Source organism: Pseudoduganella aquatica, from assembly GCF_020865585.1.
Lineage (GTDB): Bacteria > Pseudomonadota > Gammaproteobacteria > Burkholderiales > Burkholderiaceae_D > Rugamonas > Rugamonas aquatica_A.
The window spans coordinates 884,034-904,657 of the sequence record NZ_CP086370.1; the positions used below are offsets into that span (position 1 = coordinate 884,034).

14 protein-coding genes are annotated in these 20,624 nt (G+C 65.7%); 5 read left to right on the forward strand and 9 right to left on the reverse strand.

Translation table 11 applies throughout. The features are described from left to right. Positions 1-14: 14 nt before the first annotated feature. A complete protein-coding gene (locus KT882_RS03880; RefSeq protein ID WP_228894492.1) occupies positions 15-653 on the reverse strand; it encodes a pyridoxamine 5'-phosphate oxidase family protein in 639 nt (212 codons plus the stop codon). A gap of 68 nt (positions 654-721) precedes the next feature. Here KT882_RS03880 and pdxR point away from each other — a divergent pair, with 68 nt between their 5' ends. After that, a complete protein-coding gene (gene pdxR / locus KT882_RS03885; RefSeq protein WP_228894494.1) occupies positions 722-2,308 on the forward strand; it encodes a MocR-like pyridoxine biosynthesis transcription factor PdxR in 1,587 nt (528 codons plus the stop codon). Positions 2,309-2,317: 9 nt separating this feature from the next. On the opposite strand, the gene KT882_RS03890 is transcribed toward pdxR, so the two are convergent. From KT882_RS03890 to KT882_RS03925, 8 genes are all read right to left on the reverse strand, one after another. After that, positions 2,318-4,765 (reverse strand): TonB-dependent receptor plug domain-containing protein, encoded by a 2,448-nt coding sequence (locus KT882_RS03890; protein WP_161071458.1) that lies wholly within the window; start codon positions 4,763-4,765, stop codon positions 2,318-2,320. Between the two features lie 220 nt (positions 4,766-4,985). Beyond that, positions 4,986-5,756, reverse strand: coding sequence for a spermine/spermidine synthase domain-containing protein (locus tag KT882_RS03895; RefSeq protein WP_161071457.1), 771 nt, complete (start codon positions 5,754-5,756; stop codon positions 4,986-4,988). 40 nt (positions 5,757-5,796) lie between these two features. Beyond that, complete coding sequence (locus KT882_RS03900; RefSeq protein ID WP_161071456.1) at positions 5,797-7,140, reverse strand: sensor histidine kinase; 1,344 nt, start codon at positions 7,138-7,140, stop codon at positions 5,797-5,799. Positions 7,141-7,159: 19 nt separating this feature from the next. Continuing rightward, the gene (locus KT882_RS03905) at positions 7,160-8,518 is read right to left on the reverse strand and encodes a sigma-54-dependent transcriptional regulator (RefSeq protein ID WP_228894508.1); all 1,359 of its coding nucleotides are present in this window, start codon (positions 8,516-8,518) and stop codon (positions 7,160-7,162) included. 33 nt (positions 8,519-8,551) lie between these two features. Continuing rightward, positions 8,552-9,787 (reverse strand): ABC transporter permease, encoded by a 1,236-nt coding sequence (locus tag KT882_RS03910; RefSeq protein WP_161071454.1) that lies wholly within the window; start codon positions 9,785-9,787, stop codon positions 8,552-8,554. Between the two features lie 15 nt (positions 9,788-9,802). Beyond that, complete coding sequence (locus tag KT882_RS03915) at positions 9,803-11,116, reverse strand: ABC transporter permease (RefSeq protein ID WP_228894510.1); 1,314 nt, start codon at positions 11,114-11,116, stop codon at positions 9,803-9,805. 10 nt (positions 11,117-11,126) lie between these two features. After that, entirely contained in the window at positions 11,127-11,822 is a 696-nt protein-coding gene (locus KT882_RS03920; RefSeq protein WP_161071452.1) for an ABC transporter ATP-binding protein, read from the reverse strand. 29 nt (positions 11,823-11,851) lie between these two features. Next, entirely contained in the window at positions 11,852-13,120 is a 1,269-nt protein-coding gene (locus KT882_RS03925; RefSeq protein ID WP_228894511.1) for an efflux RND transporter periplasmic adaptor subunit, read from the reverse strand. 340 nt (positions 13,121-13,460) lie between these two features. Between KT882_RS03925 and KT882_RS03930 the strand changes: the two genes are divergently transcribed. The 4 genes from KT882_RS03930 to KT882_RS03945 all read left to right on the forward strand — a co-directional run bounded on the left by KT882_RS03930 (position 13,461) and on the right by KT882_RS03945 (position 20,425). Further along, positions 13,461-16,565 carry a TonB-dependent receptor gene (locus KT882_RS03930; RefSeq protein WP_228894512.1) on the forward strand — a complete coding sequence of 1,035 codons (3,105 nt, stop codon included), beginning with the start codon at positions 13,461-13,463 and terminating at the stop codon, positions 16,563-16,565. Between the two features lie 5 nt (positions 16,566-16,570). Further along, entirely contained in the window at positions 16,571-18,232 is a 1,662-nt protein-coding gene (locus KT882_RS03935; protein WP_228894513.1) for a GH35 family beta-galactosidase, read from the forward strand. A gap of 66 nt (positions 18,233-18,298) precedes the next feature. Beyond that, positions 18,299-19,870 carry a MutS-related protein gene (locus KT882_RS03940; RefSeq protein WP_228894514.1) on the forward strand — a complete coding sequence of 524 codons (1,572 nt, stop codon included), beginning with the start codon at positions 18,299-18,301 and terminating at the stop codon, positions 19,868-19,870. Positions 19,871-19,951: 81 nt separating this feature from the next. Beyond that, positions 19,952-20,425, forward strand: a complete 474-nt coding sequence (locus KT882_RS03945; protein ID WP_228894515.1) for a helix-turn-helix domain-containing protein — start codon at positions 19,952-19,954, stop codon at positions 20,423-20,425. The last annotated feature ends 199 nt before the right edge of the window (positions 20,426-20,624 follow it).

Genomic DNA, 20,624 nt, shown 5'->3' on the forward strand with positions numbered 1-20,624 from the left:
GCTCCGATCGCCGCCTAGGGCTTCCCCTGCCACTGCTGGATGTAGCCGGGTGTTTCGCCGGCGCCCTCGGCGGGAGCGGGAGCGGCACGCACGCGCTGCAGCGGCAGCACGCCGGTCCAGGTGTCGATGGCCATGTCCTCGGCGTCATCCTGCGGGCCGCCCGCGCGTACCTTGCACGCCGCCTCGTCCAGCGCAATGCGCATTACTGTGGTGGCGGCGTATTCCTTGTCGCTGCCGCCGCGCACCTGCGCCTGCCGGCCCGGCAGTAGCTGCTCCATGAACGCCTCCATTGCGCCTCGCTTCGCGTCTCCCTCCACGATCTCGAACTGGCCGTACACCATCGCAGAACGGTAGTTCATCGAATGGTTGAAGGCCGAACGCGCCATGACCAGGCCATCCACATGCGTGATGGTGACACAGGACTCGCTCTCCGCCAGCCGCTTGAGCATGCGGCTGCCGTTGGACCCGTGGATGTACAGATGGCCGCCTTCGCGCCAGCATGCGGTCGGGATGCAATGCGGGCCGTTGTCGTCGGTGAAGGCAATGTGGCAGACGTAGGCGTCATCGATGATGGCGTACAGCGTGGCGCTGTCGTAGGCGGCGTTGGTGGGGATGCGGCGTACCCGCGTGCGTGGGGATGGATGTGTTTTCATGTGGTGCAATATAATCAATACATGGCTCTGTAAAAAGATCCAGAACGTTAGAATATTTTGGAGCCACGATGGACTACGCCTTGCTTGTTTCCTCTTTCATGCAACGTCATGCCGGGCAAGGCTGGCCGCGCCAGCGCATGCTGCACGAATGCCTGCGCGCGGCGATACGCGACGGCACGCTGGCTGCCGGCACGCGCCTGGTGGCCACGCGCACGCTGGCGGCTGAGCTGGGTATGGCGCGCAACACGGTTCTCTACGCTTACGAGCAGCTGGCATGCGAAGGCTACGCAGTAAGCGACCGGCGCGGCACGGTCGTGGCGCCGGTGGCGGCAGCCATCGCTGCCGCTGGCGCTTCCGCCGCCGCAAACGTCGCCGCTCCCGCTGCCGCGCACGCCGCCACGCGCGCGCAAGCTCAGCAACCTGCCGGGGAGCCTCACCACAGCCTGTCGCGCCGCGCGCGCAATCTGCGCGAGGTGGGCGGTCCTGCGCATCAGATGGGCGCCTTCGTGCCCGGCGTGCCGGCGCTGGACGCCTTTCCCGCCGCGCACTGGCGTCGCCTGCTGGACCGCGTTTGGCGCGGCCTCAATCCCGCCCAGCTGAACTACGGCGACCCGGCCGGGGAGGAGGCGCTGCGCAGCGCCATCGCAGACCATCTGCGCGCCTCGCGCGGCGTGCTGTGCGGCGCCAGCCAGGTCTTCATCACCGACGGCACCCAGAGCAGCCTGGACCTGTGCGCGCGCGCCTGCGCGGACGAAGGCGACACGGTCTGGATCGAACATCCCGGCTACCTCGGCGCGTTGGCCGCCTTCCGTGGCGCCGGCCTGAAAGTGGAGGGCATCGCCGTGGATGAAGACGGCATAGCGCCCACGCCGCAGGACTGGCGCCAGCGCCCGCCGCGCCTGATCTACACCACGCCTTCGCACCAGTATCCGGTGGGCGGCGTGCTGGCTTTGGAACGCCGGCTGGCGCTGATCGCCGGCGCGCGCGCCGCAGGCGCATTGATTATCGAGGACGACTACGACAGCGAGTTCCGCCACGACGGCCCGCCGCTGGCCGCCATGCAGGGCCTGGCGCCGGACGCGCCGGTGCTCTATCTCGGCACCTTCAGCAAGACCATGTTCCCGGCCCTGCGTATCGGCTTCCTGGTGGCGCCGCAAGGCCTGGCCGAACCGCTGGCCGCCATGCGCGCGCAGTCCGCCGCGCGCGGCCGCGTGGCCGAGCAGCTGGCGCTGGCGGAGTTCCTGCGCAGCGGCCAGTTCGCGCTGCACCTGCGCCGCATGCGCCGCCTGTACCGCCAGCGGCGCGACGTGCTGGTGGCATCGCTGCGCCAGCATCTGGGTGCGATTGCGGAAGTGCACGGCGCATCCGCCGGCATGCACCTGGCGCTGCGCTTCGCGGATCCCGCGCTGGACGACGCCGCGATCAGCGCGCGGCTGGCGCAGGAAGGCATCGTCGCCCACGCGCTCAGCATGCATGCGACCTGCGAACGCACCCAGGCCTGGCATGGCCTCATGCTGGGCTATGCGCAGATTCCTGCGGACTTGATGGAGGGATTTGTGCGGCGGCTGGCGGCGGTGGTCCACCTGGCCGCCTATGAGGCGAAACTACCTGAGGCGCGCCCGCCGCGCGTGGCAACGCGCAAGCGGGCGGCTTAGTGGCGTGGCTTAGAACACCGTATCAAACTTCACGTACATCGAACGGCCGTTCACGCCGAACGGGCAGGTCTCCCAGCAGTACTTGAAGCCCAGTTTCGGGAAGTCGCCGCCGTTTTTCCATTCGGACGGATAGGTGTCGAACAGATTGTTCACGCCCACCGACACGCTGGTCTTCTTGCTGAAGTTGTAGCGGCCGCTCGCGTCCACGATCCACTTCGCGTCCCAGGTCTGCAGCGGGCTGAAACCTTCGCCCTGCACTTCGCCGTAGTAGTTGGCGCGGGTGTTCACGTTCCACTGGCCCAGCGTGTAGTCCGCTGCCACCACATGGTGCTTGCGTGGCTGGCCGCGTTCGATCAGCGTCACCTGCGCCTGGTTGAACAGCTGCGCGCCGCTCAGCAGGCTCGAAGGCGAATGGCGCTTCGTCACTTCGGTCTTGTTGAAGCCCAGCTGGCCGGACAGCACCAGGGTGGACGCGTCGAACCTGGTGGTGTGGTCGGCTACGATGTCCAGGCCCTGGGTCTTGGTGTCGACCGCGTTGGTGAAGAACTGCGCCTGGCCTACCTTCAGCGGGTTCAGCACGTTGGCGATAGGACCGCCGCCGGCTTCAGGCGATATCTCGCTCGAGAACACGATGCGGTCCTTGATCTTGATCTGGTACACGTCCGCCGTCAGCGACATGTTCTTGGCCGGGCGCAGCACCATGCCGATGGACGCGTTGCGCGAGGTTTCTTCCTTCAGCGGCTTGATGCCCAGCGCGGTGGTCACGGCGCTGCCTTCGCGCGCGGTCAGGGTCTCGGTCAGCTGGCCGGCCGAGTTCAGGTTGGTCGACACGGAGCTGTAGAACTTCTGCTGCACGCCCGGCGCGCGGAAGCCGGACGACACGCTGCCGCGCAGGCCGAATTCCTTGCTCGGATCCCAGCGCGCGCTGAACTTGCCGGTGGTGGTGCTGCCGAAGTCGGAGTACTTCTCGTAGCGCACCGCGCCGGCCAGCAGCAGCTCCTTGAATGGACGGTATTCGCTGTCCAGGAACAGGGCGATGTTGTGGCGGCCTTCATCCACGGCGGTGGCCGGGGTGTAGCCGGGGAAGCCCTGCGTGCCGGATGCCGCCACGCCGCCGGTCTGGTCCTTGATCACGATGGCCGGATTGTTGGTGCGGCCGTACTGGTAGGACACCGGATCGCCCGCGACGATCTGGTAGTTGTCCTGGCGGTACTCAAAGCCGGTGGCCACGAAGATCTCTTCGCCGCCCAGTTTGACCGGACCTTTGATGTCGGCGTTGAAGGTGGTCTGGTTGAATTTCAGCTTGCCGGTGTCGGCTTCAAACGGCGACTGCGCGTAGATGCCGCCACCCGGTTTCGGCTCGAACCAGTAGGAGATGTTGATGGTTTCCTTTTCGTGGAAATCCAGTTCGCTCATGCCGTGGTTGATGCTGACGTCGGCCTTCCAGTCGTTGGCCAGGTCGCGGCGGTAGCCGAAGGCAAAGGAGCCGTCTTTCACGGTGGTGCGGATATTCGGCAGGAACCCTTCCGGATACACGGACGGCACGTTGCGGCCGTCGCCCTTGGAGCGGTAGAAGCCGGACGAATCGCCCTTGCGCTTGGAGAAGCCGCCGAAGGCGTAGAACTCGCTCGATTTGTCGATCGGCAGGGCCGCGTTCCACCATGCGTAGGCGTCTTTGGCGTCGCTGTCGCCGATGCGCTGGGTCACGCGCGGCGGGTTCACGCGCAGCGAATCGACGCCGGCGCGGTTGGTTTCCTCGCGTTTGCGCGCTTCCACCGACAGGTTGATAAAGCCGCCGTTCTCGCCCAGCGCCCAGCCGCGGTTCACGCTGCCGGAGATCATGTCGCCGTCGCCTTCCTTGGTGGTGCCGACCTGGCCGCTCACGGCGGTCTCGTTCACGTTCGACTTCAGCACGATGTTGATCACGCCGGCGATGGCGTCCGAGCCGTATTGGGCGGCGGCGCCGTCGCGCAGCACTTCGATGTGGTGGATGGCCGACAGCGGAATGGCGTTGATGTCGGTACCGGCCGAACCGCGTCCGATGGTCTGCTGCACGTTCACCAGCGCCTGCTGGTGGCGGCGCTTGCCGTTCACCAGCACCAGCAGCTGGTCAGGGCCGAGCGAGCGCAGGGTGGCCGGACGAATAATGTCCGTACCGTCGCTGATGAAGGTGGTCGAGAAGTTGAACGACGGGTCCAGCGTCTGCAGCAGCTTGCCCAGCTCCAGCGGGCCGGCCGACTGCATGTCCTTCATGTTGATCAGGCCTACCGGCGAGGACGTGTCCAGCGCGGTCTTGGCGGTCGAGCGCGAACCCAGCACGACCACGGTCTGCTCTTCGCCCTGCGGCGCGGCGGCGGTCTGTGCGTAAGCCTGGGAGGCGGCCAGCAGGACGGCGCTGGCGAGGAGGGTGCGTTTGAAGCGGAAAGGCGAAGCCTGGCGTGCTGCAATCTTCTTCATGTAAGGTCCATTCTCTCTCGTTATAGTGGCTCGGAAAGCGGGGTAAGCTTCCGGCAGTGCGAAAATACTAACGCGCACAATTGAGCGGACCAAGAGTTAATGCACACCAGATGCATTCTTTTAGTGCATTTGTTGTAAAAACGAATAATCTTTATTAAATTGCGTGATTTCTCCAGAGTAATATCGTAAGGTAGTCCTTTGGACGCCGATTATTGCGGCCTTATTGTTGATCCAACATCCATCCCTTCAGTCCGTCCACCCACGCCTTGGCGCGCAGGTTCAGGCGGTTCTTGATCGCGCCCGCGCGTTCGTACAGCACGCTGAAGTCGATCTGCGGCGACTGCTTGAACGCAATCACGACGATATTCGCGTCATGCACCTCGGGCAGCCACACCACCGCATCGAACACCAGCTCCATGGCCTGCAGGTTCTTGTCGTAGTTGCTGAACTCGCCGAACACATTGGTGGTCATGATGCCGTTAGGGCTCAGGCAGTCGAAGCAGGCCTGGTAGAACTCCGGCGTATCGAGCACGGGGCCGCGCGCCTCCTCGTCGTACAGGTCCACCTGCAGGATATCGACGGCGCCGTGGTTGGCCGGGTCCATCACGAAATCGAGCGCGTTCATTTCCACCACGTTCAGGCGGCCGTCGTTGTCGGGCAGGCCGAACAGCGCGCGGCAGATCGCGATCACGTTGGGATTGAGCTCCACGGCGGTCACCCTGGCGTCCGGGAAGCGCTGGTAGCAGAACTTGGTCAGCGCAGCGCTGCCCAGGCCCAGCTGGACGATATGGCGCGGCTGGTCGTGGAACAGCATCCACATCATCATCATCTGCACATATTCCAGCTCGATGGCGTCCGGCTTGGCGATGCGCATGGCGCCCTGCACCCAGGAGGTGCCCAGGTGCAGCGAGCGTACGCCCTGGAATTCGGTGATGGTGGCCGGCGGATGGCCGGGCTGGTCGTAGCGGGCGGAAGTGGGAAGCGATTTCATCCTGCTAGTTTACCAGCCGCCACGGCCGCGCGCCGCAGGCTCAGGCGCAGCTCGCTTGCAGCGGCAGGATCAGCGTCACGGTAAGGCCGCCGCCGTCGCGGTTGGCGAGCGTGATGCGGCCGCCGTGCGCTTCGGCGATCTCGCGCGCCAGCGCCAGGCCCAGGCCGGTGCCGCTGCGCTTGGTGGAGTAGAAGGGCACCAGCGCGTTGGCCAGCACGGCGTCGCTCATGCCGGGGCCGCGGTCCTGTACTTCGATGCGCACCAGCCCTTGCACGCGCCGCACCGCCAGGCTCACGCCGTCCGCCGGCGAGCCGGATTCGTGCGCGTTTTTCAGCAGGTTCAAAAGCGCCTGCTCCATTTGAGCGCCGTCGAAACAGGCGCCGTCCGGCGGCGCTTCGCCCAGCAGCGTGAACTCGGCCTGGTCCTTGAGCTGGGCAATGAAGGCGGGCCACTGGTGCTCTTCCAGGCGCGGCGTGGGCAGCTTGGCGAAGCGGGCGTAGCCGAGGATAAAGCTTTCCAGGTGGCGCGTGCGCTCTTCGATGGTGGCGAGGATTTGCGGCAGGCGCTCGGTCTGGCCGCGCCGCACCAGCTCGGCGCCGGAGTGGGCCAGCGAGGTCAGCGGGGCGAGCGAGTTGTTCAGCTCGTGGCTGATGACGCGGATGACTTTTTTCCAGGTCTGCACTTCCTGCCGCCGCAGTTCCAGCGTCAGCTGGCGCAGCAGCAGCAGTTCGTGCTTGCGGCCGTTCAGGTTGAAGCTGCGCCTGGCCAGGTGGTAGACCTCTTCGTCTTCGGCCTCGCCGGTGGTGAACAGGCCGTCGCCGCCGCGCGCCATGGCGTCCACCAGGGCCGGCGCGGCCTGGGCCAGGATGGCGTCCAGGCGGTGGCCTTCCAGGCGGCGGCCCTGGTGCAGCAGCTGGCGCGCGGCCAGGTTGGCGTAGACGATGGGGCCGCCGTCGCTGACCAGCAGCATGGCCACCGGCGTGTTCTGCACCATGGTGTCGAGCAGCAGTTCGCGCTGCACCAGGCCGAGGCGCTGTTCGCGCAGCACCTGGCCCAGCGCATTGTGCGCGCCCACCAGGTCGCTCAGTTCGTCGTTCTGCGGCCAGTGCAGGCTGAAGGAGAAGTCGCCGTCCTGGTAGCTGGTGACGGTGCCCGTCAGCGCGCGGAACAGCGACAGCATGTGCTCGAGCTGGGCGCGGATGGTGATGATGGCGATGGGGATGACCGCCAGCAGGCAGATGCCGACCACCAGCGTGGGCTGGTCGGGCAGCAGCCGCGTCAGCGCCAGCGCGATCAGGATGCCGAGGGTAAGCAGCGTGCCCACCAGCGCGGACCAGCGCGTGAGCAGGGACAGGCGTATGCCCAGGTCGCGTTTTCCGCTCATTGTCCGCCCATGGCGCGCGTCATGCGCGCGCGATGCCGAGCCGCTCCATGCGGCGGTACAGCGCCTGGCGCGACAGGCCCAGCTCGGCGGCGGCCTGCGCCACCACGCCGTGCGCGCGCCGCAGCGCCTGCGAGATGGCGTCGCGGTCCGGCTCGGCGTCTGCCGTGGATGCTGCGGACAGCGCCGGGGAGGGCGCGGCGGCGGCGGGCAGGCCCAGGTCGGTGACCTTGATGACGTCGCCGCTCGCCAGCAGGCAGGCGCGCTGCATCACGTTCTTCAGCTCGCGCACATTGCCGGGCCAGCCGTGCGCCTGCAGCGCCGCCTGCGCGTGCGCGTCCAGCGTCTTGCGTCCGTCCAGGAAGTGCAGGGCCAGCGGCAGGATGTCGGCCGGGCGGGCCGCCAGCGGCGGCAGGTTCAGTTCGATCACGTTCAGGCGGTAGAACAGGTCTTCGCGGAAGGTGCCGGCCCGTATCATCGCCTGCAGGTCGGCATTGGTGGCGCTGACCACGCGCACCCGCACCTGCCGCTCGCGGTTCGATCCCAGCCGCTCGAAGCGGCCGGTTTCCAGCACACGCAGCAGCTTCATCTGCCCGGCCAGCGGCAGGTTGCCTATCTCGTCCAGGAACAGCGTGCCGCCGTCGGCCGCTTCAAATTTCCCCTCGCGCGCCTTGGAGGCGCCGGTGTAGGCGCCGGCGTCCGCGCCGAACAGCTCGGCCTCGATCAGCTCGGCCGGCAGGGCGCCGCAGTTGAGCACAACGAAGGGGCCGTCGCGCACGGCTGAATTGGCCTGGATGATTTCCGCGATGCGTTCCTTGCCGCTGCCGTTCGGTCCGCTGATCAGCACCGGCACGTCCGAGCGCGCCACCTGGCAGGCCAGGTGGATCACGCGTTCGGTGGCCGGGTCCTGCCACACCATGCCGCGCAGATCGTGCTTCTCCAGGTCGCGCCGCTGCCGCAGCTCGCTCTGCATGCGCTGCGACAGGGCGCGGTTGGCCTGGCCCAGCTCGATCAGATTGGTGACGGTGGCAATCAGGCGGTTGTCGTCCCAGGGCTTGGCCAGGTAGTCGGCGGCGCCGGCCTTGATCAGGTCGACGGCGGCGTTCAGATGGGTCCAGGCCGTGAGCAGGATGACCGGCAGGTCGGGGTGGCGCGCGCGGATGGCGCGGAACAGCGCCACGCCTTCCTCGCCGGAGGTGGTGTCGGCGGTGAAGTTCATGTCCTGGATCACCAGGTCGATGGCGGCGCTGCGCTGTTCCAGCAGGGCCAGGCCGGCCTCGGGCGAGGCCGCGCGCAGCGCCTCGATGTCGTGCAGCGAAAACAGGACTTCGAGCGCGACGGCGATGGCGGCGTTGTCGTCGATTATCAGTACGGTAGGCATGCCGCCAGCATAGCGTAAAACCGCGGTGGCGGGTTACGCGCTGCGCGTGGCCAGCGCCGGCGAGGTCGACGCCGCGCGCCACGCCGGGCCGTACACCGCCACGATGCCCAGCACCCAGAACACGCCCGCTCCCACCAGCATGTAGGCGGCCGGCAGGCGTTCCATTTCCAGCTTGCTCACCAGCAGCTGGTTCAACGCCAGGGCCAGCAGCACGCCGGCCGTCACGCCCACGCTGGTGATGAGGATGTTCTCGGTGATGAAGTAGCGCAGGATATCCACCCGCCGCGCCCCCAGCGCGCGCCGCACGCCGATCTGCTTGCGCCGCTGCGTCACCCACAGGCTGGCCATGCCGACGATGCCGCTGGCGGTGATCAGCAGCAGCAGGGCGCTGACGGTGATCAGCATCCACGCCAGGCCCACGTCGGCGCGGTAGCGGTCCTTGCGGTCGTCGTCCAGCGTCTTGGACTTCACCACCACCTGGTTGTTGCCGGCTTTACGCAGCGCTTCCTCGGCTTCCTTCATCACGCGCTCGCGCTGGCCCGGTTCGGCGCGCACGGTGTACAGCGAGAAGCTGTCGCCGGTCAGGCGCACCGGCACGATGGAGGTGGTTTCGCCGTCCACGCCCAGCTGGGCGCCGGGCGACTGCAGGCGCTCGATGACGCCGATCACGCGCGCCGGCTTGGCCTCCGGACCCACGCCCATGTACAAGGTCTTGCCGACGTAGCTGGTGGCGCCCGGCCAGGCCCGCTCGCCCAGCGTCTTGCTGATCATGATGACGCCAGGCTGTTCCTTGCTCGTGTTCTGGTCGATCTCCATCACGTCGGACGGAACGAAGTCGCGCCCTTCAATCACCTTCAGTCCCCAGGTCTTCACCAGGGAATCGGGAGATATATAGTAGGAGGTGGCGGCGGTCTGCTTGTCCTGTTTCAGGTCGGTGACGAAGCTGTTGTAGCTGCCCGAGCGCGACAGCGGCACCTGGTTGGTGTCGGCCACCGACAGCACGCCGGGCACGCCGCGCAGCGTGGCGGCCTGCGCCTTCTGCGTGGCCAGCTGCTCCTCGTGGCCGCTCTCGCGCAGCCTGCGCACGATCAGGTGGAAGATGTCGCTTTCGGCGGTCACGCCGCTGGGGCGCGCAGTCACCGCCTGGCGGATGTTTACGATGTGCAGCGCGTTGGCCAGGATGGCCAGGCTCAGCGCGACCTGCACGGCCACCAGTATGGGGCCGGTCTTGTTGCGCATCAGCGCAGAGAAAATGGGACGGATTTCCATGGTCGCGGTTCCTTCTTATTGGGACTTGAGTTGCAGCGCCGGCGTGACCTGGCAGGCGCGCCAGGTCGGCAGCAGGCCGGCCAGGATGGCGGAGGCCACGGCCATCAGGAAGGTGGCGCCCATCATCACCCAGTCCATATGCGCCACCACGGTGAGCTGCTTGGACTGCATGGCGATCAGGGCCAGCGCGCCGAAGGCCAGCAGCAGGCCGCTCACGCCGCCGGCCAGGCCCACCACGGCGGTCTCGATCAGGAACTGGCTGAAGATCTCCTTGCGCGAGGCGCCCAGGGCGCGGCGTATGCCCACTTCCGGCGCGCGCACCGAGAACTTGGCCAGCAGCAGGCCGATGGTGTTGACCAGGCACAGCACCAGGAAGCCGAACGCCAGCCAGGCCGACAGCTTGTTGTCGTTGCCCACCACTTTCAGGAACTCCAGCCACTCGCCCACGTTGTACAGATGGGTGGGCGCCTGGCGTTTCAGGCGGCCCAGCTTGAACTGTTCGGCGGAGTAGGCGTCCAGCCAGTTCTGCAGGGCGGGGCGGTCGGCCGCCGAGTGCAGCTCGATCCAGCCCTGTATCCAGGTGCATTCGGATTTCAGCAGCGCGTCGAAGCCGGGGTCGCGGTAGGCGCTGCAGCTCATGCTGCCGTTATGGCCGTATTCGTGGCGGATGGCCGAGGAGAAGGGGATGTAGAACTCGTCCTCGCTGCCGAAGGCGCCGGGGCCGCCGATGATGCGCACATAGCGCGGCACCGGGTTCCAGGTGTCGTACACGCCGGTGATCTGGTACTCGTGGCCCAGCAGCGTGACGCGCTGGCCGACCGGGTCGGCGTCGCCGTACAGCTTCTCGGACAGTTTGCGGCTCAGCACCACCACGTCCGCGCCGGCTTTGTCGTGCGCCTCGCTCCAGGCCTGGCCGTGCAGGAAGGGCACCTCGAACATGGCGAAGAAGTCGCGCGTCGGCGCCAGGCCGCTCACGTTGAATACGTTCAGGTCTTTGCGCGCCGGCTCGATGGCGCCGGCCACGCCGTACATCACGGTGCGGCGGTCGCCCTGCTTGCTGGCGACCACGTTGGCCGCGTCGATATAGGACAGCTGGCGGTCGTTCGGCTTGTCGCCGGGGGTGTAGCCTTGCAGCGGGCCGTTGTCCAGCATCGGCACGAACAGGCGGTCGCTCTTGCTGGGGATGGGGTCGCCGGACATCACGTGCAGGATGGTCAGCGTGGCGATGCTGGCGGCCACGCCCACCGCCAGCGTGAGCACCATCAGCGCGGTCAGCGCAGGATTGCGCCGCAGGCTGCGTATGCCGAGCAGGAAGTAGTAGGAAAACATGGGCCGCTCCTTATGCCGACACCAGCGTTGGCGCCTTGCGCACCAGGTCGGACACCTGGCCGTCGATGATGTGCACATTGCGCTGCGAGCGCACCGCCAGCTCAGGGTCGTGCGTCACCATCAGGATGGTGGTGCCTTGCGCGTTGATTTCCTCCAGCAGCTCCATCACGCCGCGCGCCATGGCGGTGTCCAGGTTGCCGGTCGGTTCGTCGGCCAGCAGCAGCTTGGGCGAGCCGGCCAGCGCGCGCGCGATCGCCACGCGCTGCTGCTGGCCGCCGGACAGCTCGGCGGGGTAGTGCTTCATGCGCGAGGCCAGGCCCACTTTCGCCAGCGCGTCCTCGATGCGTTCCTTGCGCTCGGCGGTGTTGAAGCCGCGGTAGCGCAGCGGCACGTCCACGTTGTCGAACAGCGACAGGTCGGGAATCAGGTTGAAGCCCTGGAAGATGAAGCCCAGCTTCTCGTTGCGCAGGCGTGAACGGGCGTTGTCGTCCAGGCCTTTGACGTTGGTGCCGTCCAGGATGTATTCGCCGTCGGTGAACTCTTCCAGCAGGCCTGCGATGTTCAGGAAGCTGGTCTTGCCGGAGCCGGACGGACCGGTCACGGTGACGAACTCGCCCTGCTTGACGTTGATCTCGAAGCCGCGCAGCGCGTGGGTTTCGATCATGTGGGTGCGGTAAACTTTGCTCAGGTTTTGCATGCGCAGCATGAGGGGCCTCTTTGGGTTGGCTGGTGCGGTTATTGGTTGACCGAGACGCGCGCGGCGTTCTCGAAGGTTTCGGTGCCGGCGACAACCACCTTGTCGCCTTGTTTCAGTCCGCTCAGGATTTCCACCGCCGTCACGCTGGTGGCGCCCAGCTTGATGGGCGTGCGCACGGCCACGCCGTCGCGCAGCACGTAGGCGTAGCGGCCGCCCTCGGACTCCACGAAGGAGCCGCGCGGCAGCATCAGCACGTTCGGTTTTTCGTCGATCAGCAGGCGCGCGCTCACGCGCTGGCTCTGGCGCAGGCCTTCCGGCTGCTTGCCGTCGAAGCGCACCCGCGCCAGCACCTGGTTCTTCACCACCTCGGGCGACAGCGCGGACAGCTTGCCCATGGCCTTGCCGCCGCCCACCTGGATTTCGGCGCTCATGCCCAGGCCCAGGTCCGCAACGTAGGTTTCAGGCACTTCCACTTCCACTTCCAGCGCGGACAGGTCCACCAGTGTCATCAGCGGCGCGTTGGCCGGCACCACGCTGCGGTTCGGCACCGACAGCGTGCCGATAAAGCCGTCCACCGGCGCGCGCACGGTCAGCTCGTCCACCTTGCGCTGGGCGTTGGCCAGGTTCAGCTTCTGGCGCTCCAGCTGGGCCGACTTGGTCTTCAGCTCCAGCAGCACGTTGTCGCCTTCCAGCTCGGCCGCCTGGGCCGCATGGCGGGCGCGGATCTCGGCCGCCTGCAGCGCGTCCTTGGCTTTCTGGTAGTCGATCTTGGCCACCACGCCCTCGTTGGACACGCTGTCGTAGCGCTCCAGCGTGCGCTGCGCGGACAGGCGCTCGATCTCGGCGGTGTCGGCGTCGCGCCTGGCCAGCATCTTCTGCTTGCGCGCCAGGATCTGCTGGCGTGCCACTTCGGCGGTCAGCTCCTGGAAGGTGGCCTGCTCGCGTTTCAGCTCGTCTGTGAGGTCGGGCGACTCCAGGATGGCCAGCACGTCGCCCTTCTTCACGGTGTCGCCCGCATGGGTTTTCAGCGTGACGGTGGAAGGGGAGGTCGAGTACAGCGTGGGGCTCACGGCGGCCACGATGCGGCCGTTGACGGCGGCGTCGCGCACCAGCGTGCCGCGCGTGACGTCGGCGATGCGCAGGCGCGCCACGTTCACCGAATGGCTGCTGCCGCTCCAGTTGCTGTACAACACGGCGCCGCCCGCCACGACCGCCACGGCCACCGCCAGCGCGAGCAGCTTGCGCTTCAGGTGCTGGCCGGCCGGCGGCGCGATGACGGTGTCTTGATGGGATGTATCTCGGATCATGGTGGTGTGCTTGTGAAAAATGTAAGCACGTCATTGCAGAAAGCGTGCCAGGCGTTTTTCGCCGCTAAGTGCTTGATTTTATTGATCCGGACACTGGCTGTCCGCTGTCCGGCTGTCCGTGCCTGTCCGCCCGGACAGCGGCCGCAACGGAAATGATTGCGTCAAACAACATGAACTTTCTTTATTTCATGATGCGCTTGAGTAAGCTGTGTAACGCACTGTATCCAAGGAGAAAATTGCAAATGGTTGCGCATAACATTCGATGTTAGAAAATGTTGACAATGATGAGAAAAGCCTCCTACACTGATAAAAGCAGTACGACAAAAACCAGGAGACGGAAATGATCAAGCAGCATGGAAAGCACGCCTCGCAGGCGGGCAAGCAGGTGGTATTGGGTCTGACGGTAATGGCCAGCATGATTGCGCAGGCCTATGCGCAGGAGGCGGCCCCGGCGCCGGCGGCACCGGTTTCGGCATCGGCCGAGGCGGCCCAGGGCGGCGCAGCGGAACTGCAAACCGTAAAAGTGACGGGTTTCCGCAACAGCTTGATCTCTTCCGCCAAAGATAAAAAAGAATCCATCGGCTTCCAGGATTCCATCAACGCCGAGGACCTCGGCAAATTCCCGGACAAAAACATCGCCGAATCGCTGGCCCGCGTGCCGGGCGTGGGCGTGAGCCGCGACGTGACGGGCGAAGGCATGACGATCCAGATCCGTGGCCTGGGTTCCTCGTTCACCAAGATCCTGCTGAACAACTCGCCGGTCGCCGTGGCTTCGTCCGGTCCGATCGACGGCGCCAACACCAACCGCGAGGTCGACCTCGACCTGCTGCCGACCGACCTGTTCACCAAGCTGACCGTCAGCAAGAGCCCGACCGCAGGCCAGATCGAAGGCGGCGCCGCCGGCGTGGTCAATCTGCGCAGCGCGCGTCCGTTCGACAAGGAAGGCCGCCAGACCTCCATCAGCCTGACCGGCACCAAGCAGCAGATCGCCGACAAGGCCGGCGCGCGCGGCACGGCCATCTGGTCGAATACCTGGGAAGGCAAATACGGCATCCTGGGCGGCATCTCCTTCTCGCGCCAGGAAGCCCGCACCACCGGTTTTGAAACCGTCGGCTGGACCAACCCCAACCTGACCGCAGCACAAAGCAGCTCGCCGACCCGCAACAACACCGGCGGCGGCAACTGGACCATCCCTGCCACCGTACCGGCTGGCGCAGGCAACGGCCTGGTGGCGGGCACCGTGATCGACCAGGCATTCCTGCTGGCGCACAATCCCGGCCTGACCATCCAGCAGATCGACAATGCCATCATCCCGCGCCTGGGCCGCACGATGGAATACTACGGCACCAAGGACAAGATTTCCGCCGTGCTGTCGGGCGAATACCGTCCGACCGAAAACCTGCACTTCTACGTCGACACGATGTACAGCAAGAAGGACGACGACATGCAGCGCAATGCCTACACCTGGGCAGTGCGCAACAACGCCGGCATTCCGCTGAACATGCAGGTTGATAAAACCGATTGCGCCAACGGCTGCACGGTCACTTCCGGCACCTTCGCCAACGCGCTGAACTTCATCGAGTTCGGCCCGCGCCACGACAAGGTTGACCTGCTGGGCATCAATCCTGGCGCGGAATGGAAGATCACGCCAACGCTGGCACTGGACGTCGCTGGTAACTACAATCGCAGCCGCTTCACCCACGAAGCGCCGACGGTCATGCCGATCACCGCGCCGAACAGCGGCAACACCATTACCTACGCCAACAACGGCGGCGTGCCATCGATCACCTCGAACCTGGACCTGACCAGCCCTGCCAACTACCAGTGGAACGGCGGCCGCGTCAATATCCAGAACGAACTGCGCGAAACCGAAACCAAGGGCTTCCACACCAACCTGGTTTGGGGCGACAAGAAGCTGACCGTCAAGGGCGGCTTCGCCTGGGATGACATCGACCGCCAGATCCGCGCACAGGACAACTCCGCCGCATGGCAGGCTGCCGTCTGCGGCAACAACCCGACCGTGTTCCTGCAAGGCCCGAACGGCGCGCCTCCATGCAACGGCGCCAGCACCCCGGGCGCCAGCGCTGCGGCCCTGTATCCAGGCTACGGCACGGGCTACACCGCAGGCCAGAGCGCACCGCTGACCTATCAGGGTTCGCTGATCACCAACGCCGCGCTGCCTAGCTACCTGGTGCCCGGCCCGTACGGCAACCTGGCGCTGGACTGGGACCGCTTCCGCAAGGATTCGAAGTACGACTACTACAACAGCACCGCGCCTGATTCGGGCGCATCGTCCACTGGCGCCAGCGCTGGCTACATCCGCGAGAAGTCCAAGGCTGTGTACATGGAAGCGAGCGGTGAACTGGCTCCGGCAGGCTTCGCCACGCGCTGGAACGTCGGCGTGCGCTACGTCCGCACCAACCAGCAAGTGGGCGCGCTCAATTCGCAGTCCGATCCGCGCAATGCCAACCTGACGCTGAACGGCAGCAAGTACCCGAACATCAGCGAGTGGGTGTACCAGAACACGGACTACAACAACACGCTGCCATCGGGCACCATCGCGGTTGACCTGCGCAAGGACATCGTGTTCCGCGCCGCCGCATCGCGCAGCATGACCCGCGTCGATCCGAACGCACTGCGTCCAGGCATCAACTTCTCCGGCGTGTCGGCAGATACCGGCACCATGGGCAACCCGACCCTGAAGCCTTACCTGTCGGATAACATCGACCTGGGCCTGGACTGGTACACCGGCCGCGAAGGCTACGTTTCGGTCACCGGCTTCCAGAAGCGCGTGAACGGCTTCACCGTGCAGGAGAACATCAGCATGCCGTTCACCGCGCTGGCGCAGTACGGCATCAACTACGGCACGCTGATCCCGGCGCAGCAGCAGGCGATCGACTCGCGCGGCGGTCCGAACGCGGCGCAGGTCGTGATGACCCGCCCACGCAACGCCGACGGCATCCTGCGCATCCGTGGCCTGGAACTGGGCTGGGTGCAGCCGCTCGACAAGGTCCTGCCGATCAAGGGCTTCGGCTTTAACGAGACGCTGACGCTGATCAACCAGCAAGCCAGCGGCGAAGGCTCGAACGGCTTTATCGCACTGGGCGTACCGAAGAAGACCAACAACTTCAGCGTGTACTACGAGAACCACGGCTACATGGCGCGCTTCATGCACACCTACTCGCAGGGCAGCCAGGTCGCCACGGCGAACCAGAGCGGCATCACGCAAGCGGCGCTGTTCGGCGACACCTACAAGCAGTGGGACTTCTCGTCGGCCATCGAGCTGGACCAGGTATTCGACCGCGAAGGCCTGCCATCGCTGACCTTCGACATCGTGAACCTGAACAAAGCCAAGCGCCGCGGCTACTTCCAGTTCCCGAACGCCACCATGTCCCAGTATGATCCAGGCCGCACCTTCGCTGTTGGCCTGCGCATGAAGTTCTAAACCGCATGAGCCCTCGCTTCCCCAAGCGATGGCGGCCTGCGGCAACCCTGGCGGCGATGCTGTGCGCATCGTCCGCCGTGGTTGCCGCCGCCGATGCACCCGTGCCGCAGTTGCGCAAGCAGGGCACAGCAGTGCAAATCATCGTCGACAACCATCCCTTCCTGGTGCTCGGCGGAGAGTTGCACAACTCCTCCGCTTCCCATCTCCCTTTTCTTGAAAAACTGTGGGCGCCGCTGAAAGCAGCCGGCGTGAATACGGTACTGGCTCCGGTTGAGTGGGACCAGATCGAACCGCAGGAAGGCCGCTTCGATTTCACCGTGCTGGACGGCATGCTGAAGCAGGCGCGCGCCAGCAACAGCCGCTTGATCCTGCTGTGGTTCGGCGCATGGAAGAACTCCATGTCCACTTATATGCCGCCCTTCGTCAAGCGCGACCAGCAGCGCTTCCCGCGCGCGCGCAACCGCGCCGGCGACGTGCAGGACATCCTCTCTCCGTTCAGCGCCGCCACGCTGAAGGCCGATTCGGCGGCCTTTGCCGCCATGATGAAGCACCTCGCGCAAGCGGACACGCAGCGCACCGTGCTGATGGTGCAGGTCGAGAACGAGATCGGCATGCTGCCGGACGTGCGCGACTACAGCGCGCCCGCCAACGCCGCTTTCGCCGGCCCGGTCCCTGCGCAGCTCACCGCCTACCTGGCCGCCAACCGCGCCAACCTGCACCCCATTGTGCGCAAGCTATGGGAAAGCCACGGCGGCCGCAGCGCGGGCAGCTGGGACGAGGTGTTCGGCGATTCCATCGAAGCGCAGGAAGTTTTCCAGGCCTGGTACTACGCCGCCTTCACCAATGAGCTGACGGCAGCGGGCAAGGCCGCCTACGCCTTGCCCATGTTCGTGAACGTGGCGCTGAACCGTCCCGGCAAGAAGCCCGGCGAATATCCGAGCGCGGGGCCGCTGCCGCACCTGTTCGACATCTGGAAAGCCGCCGCGCCTGCGGTCGACATACTCGCCATCGACACCTATTTCGCCAACTTCGCGGAATGGGCGCGGCAGTTCAAGCGGCCGGACAATCCGTTGTTTGTCCCGGAGGGCAACCGCATCGGCCGTCCCGAGCTGGGCGCCAATGCCTTCTTCTCGATAGGCGAGCTGGATGCGATAGGCTATTCGCCCTTCGGCATCGAGGACATCGAGCGCGCGCCCAACGATCCGCTGCGCGGCGCCTACGCGCTGCTCAAGCAAATGACGCCGCTCATCATGCAGTCGCAGGGCAAGGGCGTGATGCGCGGTTTCAAGGCCAACGTCTCGTATGACGGTGTGGTCGATCCCACGCCGGCCAAGGTGGCGCTGGGCGGCTACCAGCTCGAAGTGAGCCTGGCCAACCAGTGGGGCAAGACCGAGAGCCTGGAGTTCGAGGGCCGTGGCGGGCTGGTGATCCGGACCGGCGAAGACGAATTCGTCGTCGCAGGCAAAGGCATCACCGTCACCTTCCGCGACCCGGCCGGCCCGGCCACGGTGGTGGGCATCGAGAAAGCCACCGAAGGCAGCTTCAAGGACGGCGTGTGGCAGGACGAGCGCTGGATGAACGGCGACCAGACCCACCAGGGCCGCCACATCCGCCTTGACGGCGACCGCTGGTCCGCGCAGAAGGTCAGGCTCTACAAAATCCGCTGAGCATGCGTATTGAATTCCTGGCAATCGCCGCAACTTGCCAGGAATTCAATCACGACTCGTGCGGACATGTTCAAACTGCTGGCCGGCTTCAACGCTCCCCTTATCGACTATCCCTTTGCGCGCAGCGACGTGGCGCTGTACACCCGCGCACTGTCTGCCTCCGGAGAAGCCCCGCCCGCGCTGCTGGACCAGCAGACCTGGGACGACATGCTGCTCGACCAGTATTTGGACCGCCTGGCGCGCGAAACCAGCATCTTTGGCCAGCAGGAGCTGCACCGCCGCCTGCATGGCGGCGTAGCCGGCGCGGACGCCGTTGCCCGCGTGCGTGCGCTCGCGGAGGACGAAGCAGGCCGCAGCGCCCTGCAGGCCGCCTGCAGCGGCCTGCGTTCCTCGGAAGCTGAAATTGCAGGCATGCTGTTCGGCGCCGGACCCGCCCCCGCGCCGCGCTGGACCCGCTGGCTCAAGTTTCTTGGCCCCGCCATGCTGATCACTGCGGCCGCGACGCTGCTCTGGTGGCCCGCCAGCCTGCTGGCGCTGGGGCTGTGGGCGCTGCTGATGGGTGTGCAGGTGAAGTTTTACGATCAATCGCAGCAATGGGAGCGGCTGGTGCAGACCATGCAGCTCCAGTTGCGCGCACACAGCCTGCTCGGCAAGCTGGGGGAGGGCGCCGCCGCCATCGCCGCGCCATTCTCCAGCGGCGCCGCGCAGGCGGGCAAGATCAGCCGCCAGCTGGGCCGTTCGCCGCTGGAGAGCTTCGTTCCCGGCCTGAAGGAATATGGCGAATGGATAGGCTTGACCAATATCCGCCGCTACTTCGCCGGCCGCGATTTGGTGCTCGCCCAGCGCGACTTCCTGCGCGAAAGCTTCCGCATGGTGGCCGGCCTGGAGGCCGACCTGGCACTGGCCCGCGAACTGCGCGCCGCGCCAGTAGTTTGCTGGGCCGCCGCCCCCGACGGATTGGCAAGCGGCGAGCTGGCGCTGGACCGCGTCGTGCACCCGCTGCTTGAGCAAGCCATGCCGCTCACGTTCGCGCTGGCGGGCGACGGCGGCGGCGCCTTCATCTCCGGCCAGAACGGCATCGGCAAAAGCACCTTGCTGCGCACGCTGGGCCTGAACCTGATCACCGCGCGCGCCTTCGGCTTCTGCTACGCGCGCAGCGCCAGCGTGCCGCTGCTGCCGGTCTATTCAAGCATGCAAAGCGAAGACTCGCTCTCGGGCGGCGAAAGCCTCTACATCGCCGAGCTGCGCCGCGCGCACGAGCTGCTGGCGCTGGCCCGCGCTGGCCGCGCCTTCTTCATCATCGACGAAATTTTCCGTGGCACCAACCACCTCGAATCCGTCTCCGGCGCCGCCGCCGTGCTGGACACGCTGGCGCAGCACGGTACGGTGGTCGTCTCCTCGCACAACCTGGTGCTGGCGCCCCTGCTGGCTCACCGTCTTGCACCCATGTGCGTCGGCGCCGAAGATGGCCAGCTGCGCGTGCGTGCCGGCGTGCTGGCGCAGACCAACGGCCTGACCCTGCTCGCCACGCACGGCTTCGGCCCCGCCATCGAATCGAAAGCCGCCCAGGTCCACGCCTGGCTCAGCGACTACCTCGCCCACCCCGATGACTGCGGCCATGTCCTGCAAGCGGCTTGATGCGATGCCCTTTCACTTATTTCGATTATTACGATTAATTCGCCTACAATGAATTGAGTGTCTATTCATGTGGAGTCGGAAATGGCAGAGGATGCTGGCAACAAAATCCTATTGAATGGGAGGGAAGAAATTGAACTGGTGCAAGCTGCGCAGCGACGCTTGGCCAGTTCGCTGGACCATTCACACCCGGTCAGTATCGCGCTCATCGACAACAGGGCGGAAAGCCAGGATGGGCAGGCCATTTTGCGGCTGCCGCCCCAAGTACTGAGAATGTTCGCGGACATGCTGGGCGCGTTGGCCCAAGGAAAAACGGTCTCTATCGTGCCGAAGGAGCTCGACTTGACCACGCAAGAGGCTGCCATATTCCTGAATGTATCCCGTCCGCATTTGGTGAAACTGCTGGAGCGAGGAGAGATAGCCTTTCATAAGGTTGGAAGCCACCGGCGAATCACGCTGGATGAAGCCATGCGCTATAAGGACGAACGCTATCGGGCTTCGCAGACCGCTTTGCAGGCCTTGGCGGATCAGGCACAGGAACTGGACATGGGCTATTAGGTGGCCGGATATCATCGCTACACAGCGGTGCTTGATGCGTGCGTTCTCTACCCGGCGGCGCTAAGGGATTTGCTGTTAAGCCTGGCTGCTGACGGTGTGTTTCGCGCCAGATGGAGTGATCGCATTCACGAAGAATGGACGCACAGCTTGCTGGCCAAGCGTCCTGATCTGCAATACGCCAAATTACGCCGGACCATAG